The sequence below is a fragment of the Amycolatopsis sp. cg5 genome (genome assembly GCF_041346955.1).
Lineage (GTDB): Bacteria > Actinomycetota > Actinomycetes > Mycobacteriales > Pseudonocardiaceae > Amycolatopsis.
This window is the reverse complement of sequence record NZ_CP166849.1, coordinates 4,107,303-4,119,304: the sequence shown is the minus strand read 5'-3', so window position 1 is coordinate 4,119,304 and position 12,002 is coordinate 4,107,303. Positions and strand designations below refer to the sequence as shown.

Sequence of the window (12,002 nt, the reverse complement as noted above, 5' to 3'; positions counted from 1 at the left end):
TGCGACAAGGAATCCGGGGATTTCGCAACGCTGGTTGCGTTGACGCCAACCGGACGCTCAGGTCAGCCGGGCGGTCACCGGCGGCTTGGGCCGCGCCTCCCAGCCGAGCTGCGCCGACACCTTCGCGGCCGCCCGCGCGGTCGTCCTGCCCGCGGCTTCGAGCCGGTCGGCCAGCCGCTCACCGGGCGCCGAGATGTTGAGCGCGGCGACCACCCTGCCCCGGAAATCCCTGATCGGCGCGGACACCCCGACGAGTCCCGCCTCGAACTCCTCGCGGACCTGCGCGAAGCCGTCACGGCGCGCCTGCTGGATCTTCGAGAACATCCCCGGCAGCAGGTCCGCGTCCGACGGGAACCGCACGTACAGCTCGTCCGGCGTCGCGTCGAGCAGCAGGATCCGCCCGGCCGACGTGCTGTGCGCCGGCACGTCACGGCCCTCCCAGCCGTGCACGCGGTAGGAGTGCCCCGACACCGAAAGCAGCGTCAGCACCGCCTGGTCCCGCAGCACGCACAGGTGGCTGGTCTCCTCCAGCTCGGCCGAGAGCACGTGCATCACCGGCTCGGCGACCTTGATCAGCCGGTCCTCGACGGTCCGCGCGACCAGCGAGAACAGCCGCCAGCCGAGCCGGTACTCCAGCGTGTCCGGGTCGCGCTCGACGATGCCCTCCTCGGCGAGCGCCTTGAGCGCCCGCGAGACCAGGCTCTTCTCCCGGCCGGTGACCTGCGCGATGCGGACGACACCGAGTCCGCCCGCCCGCTGGGCCTCCGGCGACGCCAGCGCTTCCAGCAGGTCGAGATCACGGCGCAGCCCGTGGCCCTGGTTGCGCGGTATCGGCGTCATCCGCGCAGATTAACTCCACCGGGTTGGCGGCAGCGCAACCCGGGTTGCAATGTCGGCGCCGCCCTTGTCCGGCCGCCGCCCACGCTCTTACTTTCGCTGGAGCACAAGGAGTTTCCCCTTCGACGCTGGAGTTTCCATGACTTTCGCGCCCACCGCGCTCATCGGCGAGTCCTTCGTCGGCGACGGCGTGAACGCCGCGCACACGAACATCGTGCTGGGCAGGCGCGGCGGCCCGGTCGAGACGGCGTGGGCGACCGCGCTGGCGACGCCGAGCGCCGGGCACGTGCCGTTCGTGACCGTGCTCAAGCCGTCCGTCCCGGTCCAGCCGCCGACACTGTTCGTGCCCAAGGCCGCCGCCGTCGGCGAGCTGCACGAGCGGGCGACCTGGGGCGCCGCGCAGGCCGGTCTCGCACTCGGGGTCACCGACGCGCTCGGCGATCTCATCCCGCTCGACGAAGCGGCGAACCTGCTGATCATCGCCGCGATCTGGGTGAACCCGGCGGTGGACGACCTCGACGAGGCGTTCGCCAACCAGCGGGCCGCGGCGTTCCGCGCGGTGGCCGCCGCCGTCGCGGGCACACCGAAGGTCGACGACGTGCTCGCCGTCGCCCGTTCGGGGGCGGCCAACCCGTTCTACACGCCCGGCGAGGCGCTGGTGGCGAAGACGGCGGTGACCCGATGAAGATCGTCGACATCACGTTCGACCGGCTGCGGCTGGACCTGGACCCGCCGCTGCGCGCGGCCTGGGACCCCGAACCCCGCCGCCACTTCGACGCCACGATCGTGCGCGTGCACACCGACGAGGGCGTCACCGGGATCGGCTCCGGCGACACCATGGCCGGGTTCGAGCAGGTCAAGCACCTGTTCCTCGGCGAAGACCCGCTCGACATCGTCCGCCACGTCAAGGCGATCGAAACGGCCAACTTCCACGGTGGCAGCTACTGGCCACTGGAGGTCGCGCTGTGGGACATCATCGGCAAGGTCGCCGGGCTGCCCGTGTCGGCGCTGTTCGGCAACTCCGCGAAGTCGTTGCGCGCCTATGCTTCCTCGGCCGAATTGAAGCCGCCGGAGGAGCGCGTCGAGACCGCGCTCCGGGCCCGCGAGGCCGGGTTCCGGGCGATGAAGATCCGGATCGACCGTGACCGGATCGGCGAAGGCGTCGCGGCGGTGACCGCGGTCCGGGAGGCGCTCGGCGCGGACTTCGAGATCATGGTCGACCTCAACCAGTCCTGGCGGATGGCGGGCGACACCGCCGCCGCGACCGACCTGGTCCGCACCCGCAGGCTGGTCAGGCAACTGTCCGAATTGGACGTTTTCTGGGTCGAGGAGCCGTTGCCGTACGCGGACATCGACGGGTTCCGGGCACTGCGCGCCGACAACCCCGGCGTGCGGATCGCGGCAGGCGAGATGCACCACTCGGTGCCCGAGCTGCTGCGGTACCTCGAAGCGGACGTGCTCGACGTGTACCAGATGGACGTCGTGCTCGCGGTCGGCATGCACCGCGCCCGGACGCTGGCCGAGCTCGCGCAGCTCAAGCACCGCGCGTTCACCCCGCACAGCTGGACCAACGGCATCGGCGTGCTGGCGAACCTGCACGTGTCCGCCGGTGTCGGCGGCGGCCCGTACTTCGAATTCCCCTGGGACCCACCCGGCTGGACACCCGAGCGGCGCGACTTCATGCTCGCCGAGCCGGTGATGATCACGTCCGCTGGTGAGCTGGAAGTCCCCCAGACACCCGGGCTCGGTATCCGGCTCGACGAGGAGGCGATCGACCGATGGCGGCTCTGACCCACGAGCACTGGCTCGCCGCACTGGACAAAGTGGACCCCGAGACGCGGCCGTTCATCGACGGCCGGTTCATCGAGTCCACTTCGGACGAGACGCTCCCCAGCATCTCGCCGAGGGACGGCGCCTTGATCGCTCACATACCGGCAGGCAGCGCGGAAGACGTCGACCGCGCCGTCCACGCGGCCAGGCAGTCCTTTGAGGATGGACGCTGGCGCGACCTGCCGCCACGCGAGCGCAAACGGATCCTGCTGGCCTGGGCGGACCTGATACTGGCCAACGCCGAAGAGCTGGCGCTGCTCGACACGCTCGAAATGGGCAAGCCGATCACCGAGTCGATGCGGATCGACGTGGCCAAGGCGGCCGAGACCATCGCCTGGTACGCCGAAACGGTCGACAAGACCTACGACGAGGTGGCGCCGACCCCCGGCGACGCGCTGGCCTGGATCACCCGTGAGCCGCTCGGCGTGATCGGCGCGGTCGTGCCGTGGAACTACGCGCTGCTGATCACCTCGTGGAAGCTCGGCCCGGCGCTGGCGACCGGCAACTCGGTGGTGCTCAAACCGGCCGAGCAGACCTCGCTGGCCGCGCTCGTGCTCGCCAGGCTCGCCACCGAGGCCGGTCTGCCGGACGGCGTGCTCAACGTCGTGCCCGGCCGGGGCGAGATCGTCGGGCAGGCGCTCGGCAGGCATCGCGACGTCGACAAGATCGCGTTCACCGGCTCGCCGCCGGTCGGCAGGCTGTTCCAGGTCTACGCGGGCGAGTCCAACGGCAAGCAGGTGGCGGTCGAGGCGGGCGGCAAGTCGCCGCAGCTGGTGCTGCCGGGCGCCGACCTCGCCGCCGCGGCCTCGGCGGTGGCGTGGGGCATCTTCTACAACGCGGGCCAGACCTGCAACGCCGGGTCACGCCTGATCGTCCCGCACGAGTCGAAAGCCGAACTGCTCGCGGAGATCACCAGCCTGACCGACCGGACTTTCCGGATCGGCGACCCGCTCGACCCGTCGACCGTGCTCGGCCCGCTGGTCGACGAAAACCAGCTCGGCACGGTCATGCGCTACCTCGACATCGGCCGCGAGGAAGGCGCTTCGGTCGTGCACGGCGGCAACCGGGTGCTCACCGAAACCGGGGGCACCTACCTCGAACCGACCATTGTGGACGGTGTGCGCAACGACATGACCATCGCGCGCGAGGAGATCTTCGGGCCGGTGCTGTCGGTCATCGGCTACGACGGCGACCCCGGCGAGGGCGTCCGGCTGGCCAACGACACCGACTTCGGCCTCGTCGCCTCGGTCTGGACCCGTGACGTGACGCAGGCGCACAAGATCGCCAGGCGGCTGCGCGCCGGGACCGTCTGGATCAACACCTTCGACGCGAGCGACGTGATCACCCCGTTCGGCGGCTTCAAGGCGACCGGCGCCGGCCGGGACAAGTCGCTGCACGCGCTCGACGCCTACACCGCGCTCAGGACCACTTGGCTGGACCTCTCCTGACGCTACGACCCCTGTGAGGGCTGAACGATGAAGATCGGCTTCGCCGGCCTCGGCAACATGGGCCGCCACATGGCCAGGCACCTGATCACCGCGGGCCACGACGTGACCGTGCACGACGTGCGCCCCGAAGCGGGTGTCGAGCACCTCGCGCTCGGCGCGCGCTGGGTCGACTCGGCCGCGACCTGCGCCGCGGGCGTGGACGTCCTGATCACCATGCTCCCACCCCGCGCGTCATCGAAGACGTCATGCTGCGCGAAGGCGCCGCGCGGGCGATGGCACCGGGTTCATTGTGGATAGACATGTCCACGTCCACCCCGGCGACGGCACGCCGCATCGCAGAGGAAGTCCTTGACGCACAAGGAATCCGTCGCTTGGACGCGCCCGTCAGCGGAATGGCGCGCGGCGCCGAAGCGGGCTCGCTGCAGATCTTCGTCGGCGGCGCGGCGGCCGACTTCCAGTACGCGCTGCCGTTGTTCGAGATCCTCGGCGACCCGGCCAAGGTGCTGCACGTCGGCGCCGCCGGGCACGGGTACACGGTCAAGCTGATGATCAACCTCCTGTGGTTCAGTCACCTGGTGGCCACCTCGGAGGTGCTGGCGATGGGCGTCAAGTCCGGAGTGGACCTGGGCGTGCTGCGCTCGTCGCTGCTGGCCAGCCCGGCCGCCTCACACTTCCTGGAGCACGACGCGCTGTGCGTGCTCGCCGACGGCGACTACGACGAGTCGTTCGCGATCGCCTTGGCCTGCAAGGATCTCGGGCTGGCCGTCGACGTCGGCCGGGACGTCGGCATGCCGGTGGAACTCTCGGCGCTGGTCGAGCAGGTCTACCGCCGGGCACGCGCGACCTTCGGCGACCTCGCGGGTGAGATGAGCCCGATGCGGCTCTACGAAACGCTCGCCGGGCGCGACTTCCGCCTGCCCTCCCCCGCGGTCGCGTTCGGCGGTGACCTGACGTGAGAATCTCCGTCGAACCCACCGGCCGCACCGAATTCGGCCCCGGCGTCCTTGCCGAACTCCCGGCGTTCCTGGCCTCTCTTGACCGAGACCGCGCCTTCATCGTCACCGACCGCGGACTGCGCGCGACCGGCATCGTCGGCCGCGTCGAGCGGATCCTCACCGCGGCGGGCATCGAACACGCGACGCACGAGGACATCGGCCCGAACCCGGCCACGACCGAACTCGACCGCGGCGCCGCCCGTCTCGCCGAGTTCGGCCACGCGGCCGTGCTCGCCCTCGGCGGCGGCTCCGCGCTGGACGCGGCGAAGGGCATCTCCCTGCTCTCCGGCAACCCCGGCGCGCACGCCGCGGACGCCGATTCGCTGTGGGACGCCGCCGACGGCGCTCCCCTGATCGCGATCCCGACCACCTCCGGCACCGGCTCGGAGACCAACGGTTTCGGCGTCACCGAAGACACCTGCGCCAAGCGCAAGGTCTACATCGGACACTCCTCGGTCAAGCCGAAGATCTGCGTCCTCGACCCGGAACTGACCATCGGCCTGCCCGCCCACATCACCGCCGCGACCGGACTCGACGCGCTCGTGCACGGCATCGAGTCGTTGTCCTCCTTGGGCGCCAACCCGATCTCGGCAGGCTACGCCGCACAGGCGATCCGCCTCGTCGGCCACTGGCTGCCGCTCGCCCACCGCGACGGCACCGACCTGGAAGCCCGGTCCCAGCTCATGCTCGGCGCACATCTGGCCGGGCACGCGCTCACCCTGTCGGGCCTCGGCCTGGTGCACGGGATCGGGCACGCGATCACCGCGCACACCGGCACCCCCCACGGCGTCGCGCTCGCGTCGGTGCTGGAGGAGGTCATGACGTTCAGCGCGACCGAGGCGTCAACGGCCTACATCCAGACCGCGCAGGTGCTCGGCCACGCCGGCGACGCGATCGAGGCCGTCCGCGGTGTCTCGTCCGCGCTCGGGATCAAACGCCCGCTGCGCGACCTCGGCGCGACCCGCGACCTCCTCCCGGTCATCGCCGCCGACGCCATCGCCGACGCGGTCACCAAGAACGCACCGCGCCATCCCACCGAGGCCGAGGTCCTCACCCTGCTCGAATCGGTCTACTGACCCGCGTGAACGCCACTTTCGCAACGCACAACGTTGCGGAAGTGGCGTTCACGTCAACGCGCCGGCGTCACCAGGCCGTGCTCGTAGGCGAACACCACCGCCTGCAGCCGGTCCCGGACCTCGAGCTTCGCCAGAATCCGGCCGAGGTGGGTCTTCACCGTGGTCACGCCGATGTACAGCCGCTCGCCGATCTCGGTGTTGTTCAGCCCGCGCGCCACCAGCACGAGCACGTCGCGTTCGCGCTCGGTGAGCCTGGCGAGGCGGCGGTCGTCCGAGGGCACGGGGTGCGCGTCGAGGTAGTGGCTCATCATCCGGTCGACGACGGCGGGCGCGAGCACGCGGTCGCCGCGCAGCACGGCACGCATCGCGAAGAGCATGTCCTCGCCGCTCGCGTCCTTGAGCAGGAACCCGCAGGCGCCCGCCCGAGCCGCGGCGAGCACGTACTCGTCGAGGTCGAAGGTGGTCAGCATGAGCACTTTGACCTCGGCGTCGCGGGCGCAGATCCGCTCGGTCGCGCGAACGCCGTCGAGCACGGGCATGCGGACGTCCATCAGCACGAGGTCCGGCCGCAGCCGCGCGGCCATGTCCACCGCTTCAGCGCCATTTTCGGCTTCACCGGCCAAGACCAGGTCGTCCGTGCTCTCGATGATCATGCGCAGGCCGCCGCGGGTGAGCGCCTGGTCGTCGCAGATCAGCACACGATGGGTCATCTGGGCTCCGTGGACGTGAGGCGGAGCCGGGCGGCGACGCGGAAACCGCCGTCCGGCCGCGGGCCGGTGGTCACCTCGCCGCCGTACAGCGAAGCGCGCTCCCGCATGCCGAGGATGCCGTATCCGGCTCCCGGCCGCCCGGCCACGGGTGGCCCGTCGTTGACGACCTCGATCGCGAGCGTGCGGCCCTGCTCCCTCGGCCGACCATAGTGGACGGTCACGGTGCACCGGCTGTCCCGCGGGCCGTGTTTGACCACATTGGTCAGTGCCTCCTGCACGATCCGGTGCGCGGTCATGGCAGCACCCGGTGGCACGTCCGCCGCGTCGCCCTCGACCACGAGCCGGATCTCCAGGCCGGCCGCGCGCATCCTGTTCGCCAGTTCGCCGAGCGCGTCCGGGCCTGGCTGGGGTTCGGTCTCGGCCTCGGATTCCCTGAGCAGTCCCAAAATCCGCCTCAGTTCGGCGACGGCTTCGCGGCCGGTCGACCCGATGGCGAGCAGTGCTTCGTCGACCGCGGCGGGATTCTTGGCGCCCACCAGCCGCGCGCCTTCGGACTGCATGACCATGGTGGTGACCGCGTGCGCCACGATGTCGTGCATCTCGCGGGCGATACGCGAGCGTTCCTCCGCGACCGCGGCCCGTGCCAGCGCGTCGCGGTGCTCCTCGGCCTCGCGAGCGCGGTCACGGGCGTCGGCCAGCCGTCTGCGGTGGCTCGCCACCGCCTCGCCCACCGCGACCGCGGCGACCACGATGGCGGTGAACAGCGAGAAGAACAGCCACGCGGCCGTTCCGAGGCGCAGTGCCCAGGCCAGGAAGACGACTTCGGCGGCGGCCAGCGAGACCCACAGGTCACGCCGCTTCCCGTGCACCGTCACGGAGAAGAGCAGGACAGGCAGCACCAGATCGGCCGCGACCAGCACGGATGTGTAGTTCATCGGCAGGGAGCCGTGCACGGCGAAAACCGCGATGCCGCCCAGCGCCGCCGGAAACGGATAGCGGCGCCGGAGCGGGATGGTCGCGAGCAGTGCCACGACGATCACCAGCGGCACCACGAACGGCTCGTTCGCCATGACCACGTTCGGCACCGACAGCACGCCGAACAGGATGATCAGCAGCAGATCGGTCAGCTTCGCCTTGCTCACGTCGTTCACCTAACTACGCATCCCGTGCGTTCGCGACCCCGAGTGCAGGAGGTTCACCTCAGGCGTCCCGCCGCTTCGCGACCACCGCGGCGACGGCCAGCAGCGCGGCGGCGATCGCGGTGTAGGCCACCAGCTTGAACCACGCGTCCGCCGGTCCGCCCAGGAAAGCCTGCCCCAGGTTGAACGGGCTGAACTGCGCCTTCTTGCCGAGCATCGGGTTGAGCATGGTCTCGACGATCATCGGGTAGCCGACCATCACCGCGACGGCGCCCGCGGTGTGCCGGATCAGCACACCGAGCGCGACCCCGATCACGGCGCCGACCGCGTAGAACACGCTCACGCCGAGCACCAGCCGCCAGTCGCCCTCGGTGTGCAGCCCGAGCTCGCTGCCGGCCGGCGCGAACACGGCGGCCACGGCGAGCGCGCCCGCGGAGCCGAGCAGCCCGGCGATGGCGGCGCCTACCGAGACCACCGTTGTCTTGGCGAGCAGCGCGGGCGTGCGGGTGGGCACGGCCTCGAAGGTCGTCCGGATCGTGCCGAACCGGTATTCGGTGGTGACCGCGAGCGCGGCGAGCACCAGCACGACCACCAGTCCGATGCGGACAGCGGGCCAGTCGACCACGTCCTGGAGCATGAGCGGCCGTCCGGTGTTCAGCGCGGCGAACAGGCTGCCGAGCAGCAGTACGGCGACCGTGCCGATCAGGCAGAACCAGGGCGTGCGAGTGGACAGGAGCTTGACACGTTCGGCGAGCAGCAGTTTCATGGCGATGCCTTTCTCAGCGGGTTTCGGCGTGGTACTCGACGGCGTCGCCGGTCAGGCGCATGAAGGCGTCCTCCAGCGAGCCACGGACTTCACTCAGCTCGTACAGCACGATCGCGTTGGCTGCGGCCAGTTCCGCGATCGCCTGACTGTCCATTCCGGACACGATGGTCGCGTCCCCGTCGACCGAGAACATCGCCTGCCGCAGTTCCAGCAGCGCACGCAGCTCGGCGGTGCGCGGCGAGCGGACCCGGACGGCCTTGTCGCCCGCCCGGTCGACGAACTCCTCGACCCCGCACCGCGCGATCAGCCTGCCGCGCCCGATCACGACCAGATCCTGCGCGGTCAGCGCCATCTCCGAGAGCAGGTGGCTCGACACCAGCACGGTCCGGCCTTCGTCGGCCAGCCGGCGCAGCAGCCCGCGGATCCAGTGGATGCCCTCGGGGTCGAGCCCGTTGACCGGCTCGTCGAACAGCAGCACCTCGGGATCACCGAGCAGCGCGGTGGCGATCCCCAGCCGCTGCGCCATGCCGAGCGAGAACCCGCCCGCGCGCCGCTTCGCGACCGAGGTGAGCCCGACGAGTTCGAGCACCTCGTCGACGCGGGTCATCGCGATCCCGTTGGTCGCCGCCACCCAGGTCAGATGCGCCCGCGCGGACCGCTGCGGATGCGTCCACTTGGCGTCGAGCAGCGCGCCGACCGTCCGAAGTGGATCCTTGAGTTCCCGATACGGCTTGCCCCCGATCAACGCCTGCCCCGAAGTCGGGTTGTCCAGGCCGAGGATCATCCGCATGGTGGTCGACTTCCCCGCGCCGTTCGGCCCGAGGAACCCGGTGACCCGGCCACGCCGGATCGCGAAGGAGAGATCGTCGACGGCGACGGTGTCGCCGTAGCGCTTGGTCAGGTTCTGTGTCTCGATCATGGAGATCAGCGTGCCGCCGGAACCCGGCCGAATCGTCCTGCCAGGAGACGATCGGGGTCCTACCCGGGTAGGACCCCGATCGTGTTCAGTCGCGCTTGAACTTCCGTTTCGCGCCGGCCAGGTCGCGAAGCCCGTAGAGCGCGAAGAGCGGTTTGACCGGCCACGCCTCACCGAGCCGGTAGTCGGCGGCCCGGACCAGGCGCTCGGCGAGGTCCGGCCGCAGCTCACGCAGGTAGAGACGCGCCTTCTGGCCGTGCAGCGGGTTGGACACGATCTTGATCTGCTCGGCGTGCTCGATCAGCGGCAGCGCGTACTCGACGTTCTGCCAGGTGCTGCGCGACTCTTCCTCCAGCTCGACCTCCCCCGTGAAGCCGAGGGTCGCCGCGTAGTCCGCCATCAGTTTCGCCTCGGAAGGCCCGCCCGAGCAAACGAGCGTCGACGCCAACGCGGGGTCGACCGAGCGCAGCGCCGCCCGGACGCGCCAGCGGTTGAGGACGTTCACCCTCTCGCCGGGATTGCGGTAGCCGAGCACGAGCACCGCCTCGGTGCGCGCGGGTAGCCGGCCGCGGGTCAGCGCGCGGCTGGCCCGCCAGTGCACGAACTCGCCCCAGCAGACGACTCCGAAAAATCCCAGGCCCACCAGTGTTTTCCGGTTCATGGCCCGCGATCTTCCCAGCCGGTGGCGTTATTTGGTGTCGATTCGCCCAAGAGGCTCGGCGATCTCGGCTTGCACCTGCTTCCAGGCGAGATCGTCGATGCCGAGTTCGCTGCGCAGGAACGCCCAGGAGGCCCGCCGGATCACGTCGACGCGGCCCGGGTTTTCGTCGGTGGTGTCGGCGGCGTCATACGCGTGGATGCCGCCGAGCAGATGTTCGCCGCCGGACAGGGTGAGCAGCGCGCGGGCGCCGGGGCTGAGCCGGTACACGTCGGTGAACCAGTCGGGGCCGCGCGTCGAGAGCGCGGACTGGTCGTGATCACCGGCGACGACGAGCGTCGGCGTGGTCAGGCCGCTGAAATCGGGATTCAGGAAGGAGAAGTTCTCCTTGGCGAACGGCGTCAGCTCGTCGCCGCCGAGCCCGGCGGTCGCGAAGAGCACCCCGGCCTTGACTCGCGGATCGGTCCGGTTCGGACCGTCGACACCGACGACACGCGCGCCGAGCAGCATCCCGGCCGTCTGGCCGCCCCAGGAATGTCCCGCGACGGCGATGCGCTCGCGATCGACGCGCTCGCCGAGCCCCGGAATCGCGGCGAGGACGCGGTCGAGTTCGTCGAGCACGCGCCCGAGGTCCTGGACGCGGATGTCCCAGATGTCGGGGTACCGGGGGTCGTCAGGCGTGAGCGCGACGGTCCGCGAGTCGAGGAACGTGGGCTGGACGACCACGAAACCGTTGCTCGCCCAGAAATCGACCAGCGGGTCGTAGGAGGACATCGACTTCCCGTTGCCGTGCGCGAGGACGACGACGGGCAGTCCGGTGCCGGTGACCGGCGCCGACAGGCGCACCTGGAGGTCGTCGCCGCGCTCCGGCGCGGGCAGGACGACCGGCTTGACGCTGATGATCGGCGTGGGCATGGCGGGAATGGCACTGGGTGCGGGCATGAGTGGCTTCCTTCTCGTAGACTCCACTAAACGGAGCGCTGTTCCAAATATATGGAGCGCTGTTCCGTTTTGCAACCACGGGAGAGGACAGCCACATGCCCGCAGCCGACGCACCCAAGCGCGCGGACGCCCGCCGCAACGAGAAAGCCCTGCTCGACGCGGCCGCCGCGGTGTTCGTCACCGACGGCGTGGACGCACCGGTCCGGCGCATCGCGGCCGAGGCGGGCGTCGGCATGGGCACGATCTACCGCCACTTCCCCACCCGCGCCGACCTCGTGGTGGCCGTCTACCGCCACCAGGTCGACGCCTGCGCCGAAGCGGGCCCCGCGCTGCTCGCCGACGCCGCGTCCCCGTTCACCGCGCTGGGTCAGTGGGTGAGCCTCTTCGTCGACTTCCTCGTCACCAAACACGGCCTCGCCGCCGCGATGCGCGACGACCCCGACGGCTTCGCCGCACTGCACACGGTGTTCCTCGACCGCCTGGTTCCCGTGCTCGCCGACATCCTGTCCGCCGCCCGCGACGCCGGCGAGGTCATCGCGGAGATCACCGCCTACCAGCTGCTTCGCGCGATCGGCGACATCTGCGCCGGCGCCGAACGGGTCGACCCCGACTACGACGCGCGCGTCAGCATCCGCCTCCTGCTCGACGGGTGCCGCCGCTAGCCCTAACCCACATCGAACGTCGG

At 70.6% G+C, this 12,002-nt stretch carries 13 protein-coding genes and 1 pseudogene; 7 read left to right on the top strand and 7 right to left on the bottom strand.

Features of this window, described 5'->3' with window-relative positions:
- Positions 1 to 57 precede the first annotated feature (57 nt).
- A complete protein-coding gene (locus tag AB5J62_RS18605; protein WP_370949485.1) occupies positions 58 to 840 on the bottom strand; it encodes an IclR family transcriptional regulator in 783 nt (260 codons plus the stop codon).
- A 136-nt stretch (positions 841 to 976) separates the two neighbouring features.
- Here AB5J62_RS18605 and AB5J62_RS18600 point away from each other — a divergent pair, with 136 nt between their 5' ends.
- The 6 genes and pseudogenes from AB5J62_RS18600 to AB5J62_RS18575 all read left to right on the top strand — a co-directional run bounded on the left by AB5J62_RS18600 (position 977) and on the right by AB5J62_RS18575 (position 6,186).
- Positions 977 to 1,522: a formaldehyde-activating enzyme gene (locus AB5J62_RS18600; protein ID WP_370949484.1), complete on the top strand. Its 546-nt coding sequence runs from the start codon at positions 977 to 979 to the stop codon at positions 1,520 to 1,522.
- Positions 1,519 to 2,628 (top strand): mandelate racemase/muconate lactonizing enzyme family protein, encoded by a 1,110-nt coding sequence (locus AB5J62_RS18595; RefSeq protein WP_370949483.1) that lies wholly within the window; start codon positions 1,519 to 1,521, stop codon positions 2,626 to 2,628. The genes AB5J62_RS18600 and AB5J62_RS18595 overlap by 4 nt, the downstream gene beginning before the upstream one ends.
- Entirely contained in the window at positions 2,616 to 4,115 is a 1,500-nt protein-coding gene (locus AB5J62_RS18590; RefSeq protein WP_370949482.1) for an aldehyde dehydrogenase, read from the top strand. Before AB5J62_RS18595 ends, AB5J62_RS18590 begins: the two co-directional genes overlap by 13 nt.
- Before the next feature lie 27 nt (positions 4,116 to 4,142).
- A pseudogene (locus AB5J62_RS18585) lies at positions 4,143 to 4,564 on the top strand (NAD(P)-dependent oxidoreductase); the annotation flags it as partial.
- A 96-nt stretch (positions 4,565 to 4,660) separates the two neighbouring features.
- On the top strand, positions 4,661 to 5,071 hold the full coding sequence (locus AB5J62_RS18580) for an NAD-binding protein (RefSeq protein ID WP_370950291.1): 411 nt from the start codon (positions 4,661 to 4,663) through the stop codon (positions 5,069 to 5,071).
- Entirely contained in the window at positions 5,068 to 6,186 is a 1,119-nt protein-coding gene (locus AB5J62_RS18575) for an iron-containing alcohol dehydrogenase family protein (RefSeq protein WP_370949481.1), read from the top strand. Before AB5J62_RS18580 ends, AB5J62_RS18575 begins: the two co-directional genes overlap by 4 nt.
- A gap of 53 nt (positions 6,187 to 6,239) precedes the next feature.
- On the opposite strand, the gene AB5J62_RS18570 is transcribed toward AB5J62_RS18575, so the two are convergent.
- The 6 genes from AB5J62_RS18570 to AB5J62_RS18545 form a co-directional block, all read right to left on the bottom strand.
- The gene (locus tag AB5J62_RS18570; RefSeq protein WP_370949480.1) at positions 6,240 to 6,896 is read right to left on the bottom strand and encodes a response regulator; all 657 of its coding nucleotides are present in this window, start codon (positions 6,894 to 6,896) and stop codon (positions 6,240 to 6,242) included.
- A complete protein-coding gene (locus tag AB5J62_RS18565; protein WP_370949479.1) occupies positions 6,893 to 8,038 on the bottom strand; it encodes a sensor histidine kinase in 1,146 nt (381 codons plus the stop codon). Before AB5J62_RS18565 ends, AB5J62_RS18570 begins: the two co-directional genes overlap by 4 nt.
- A gap of 58 nt (positions 8,039 to 8,096) precedes the next feature.
- Positions 8,097 to 8,801, bottom strand: a complete 705-nt coding sequence (locus AB5J62_RS18560) for a hypothetical protein (RefSeq protein ID WP_370949478.1) — start codon at positions 8,799 to 8,801, stop codon at positions 8,097 to 8,099.
- A 13-nt stretch (positions 8,802 to 8,814) separates the two neighbouring features.
- The gene (locus tag AB5J62_RS18555) at positions 8,815 to 9,720 is read right to left on the bottom strand and encodes an ABC transporter ATP-binding protein (protein WP_370949477.1); all 906 of its coding nucleotides are present in this window, start codon (positions 9,718 to 9,720) and stop codon (positions 8,815 to 8,817) included.
- Positions 9,721 to 9,805: 85 nt separating this feature from the next.
- The gene (locus tag AB5J62_RS18550; protein ID WP_370949476.1) at positions 9,806 to 10,378 is read right to left on the bottom strand and encodes a YdcF family protein; all 573 of its coding nucleotides are present in this window, start codon (positions 10,376 to 10,378) and stop codon (positions 9,806 to 9,808) included.
- 27 nt (positions 10,379 to 10,405) lie between these two features.
- Complete coding sequence (locus tag AB5J62_RS18545) at positions 10,406 to 11,317, bottom strand: alpha/beta hydrolase family protein (protein ID WP_370949475.1); 912 nt, start codon at positions 11,315 to 11,317, stop codon at positions 10,406 to 10,408.
- Positions 11,318 to 11,412: 95 nt separating this feature from the next.
- Between AB5J62_RS18545 and AB5J62_RS18540 the strand changes: the two genes are divergently transcribed.
- Positions 11,413 to 11,979 carry a TetR/AcrR family transcriptional regulator gene (locus AB5J62_RS18540; protein ID WP_370949474.1) on the top strand — a complete coding sequence of 189 codons (567 nt, stop codon included), beginning with the start codon at positions 11,413 to 11,415 and terminating at the stop codon, positions 11,977 to 11,979.
- The last annotated feature ends 23 nt before the right edge of the window (positions 11,980 to 12,002 follow it).

Coding starts and splice junctions, on each gene's coding strand:
- AB5J62_RS18540 (WP_370949474.1), top strand. CDS start 11,413: ATGCCCGCAGCCGACGCACCCAAGCGCGCGGACGCCCGCCGCAACGAG.
- AB5J62_RS18600 (WP_370949484.1), top strand. CDS start 977: ATGACTTTCGCGCCCACCGCGCTCATCGGCGAGTCCTTCGTCGGCGAC.
- AB5J62_RS18555 (WP_370949477.1), bottom strand. CDS start 9,720: ATGATCGAGACACAGAACCTGACCAAGCGCTACGGCGACACCGTCGCC.
- AB5J62_RS18580 (WP_370950291.1), top strand. CDS start 4,661: ATGATCAACCTCCTGTGGTTCAGTCACCTGGTGGCCACCTCGGAGGTG.
- AB5J62_RS18550 (WP_370949476.1), bottom strand. CDS start 10,378: ATGAACCGGAAAACACTGGTGGGCCTGGGATTTTTCGGAGTCGTCTGC.
- AB5J62_RS18605 (WP_370949485.1), bottom strand. CDS start 840: ATGACGCCGATACCGCGCAACCAGGGCCACGGGCTGCGCCGTGATCTC.
- AB5J62_RS18545 (WP_370949475.1), bottom strand. CDS start 11,317: ATGCCCGCACCCAGTGCCATTCCCGCCATGCCCACGCCGATCATCAGC.
- AB5J62_RS18560 (WP_370949478.1), bottom strand. CDS start 8,801: ATGAAACTGCTGCTCGCCGAACGTGTCAAGCTCCTGTCCACTCGCACG.
- AB5J62_RS18595 (WP_370949483.1), top strand. CDS start 1,519: ATGAAGATCGTCGACATCACGTTCGACCGGCTGCGGCTGGACCTGGAC.
- AB5J62_RS18590 (WP_370949482.1), top strand. CDS start 2,616: ATGGCGGCTCTGACCCACGAGCACTGGCTCGCCGCACTGGACAAAGTG.
- AB5J62_RS18570 (WP_370949480.1), bottom strand. CDS start 6,896: ATGACCCATCGTGTGCTGATCTGCGACGACCAGGCGCTCACCCGCGGC.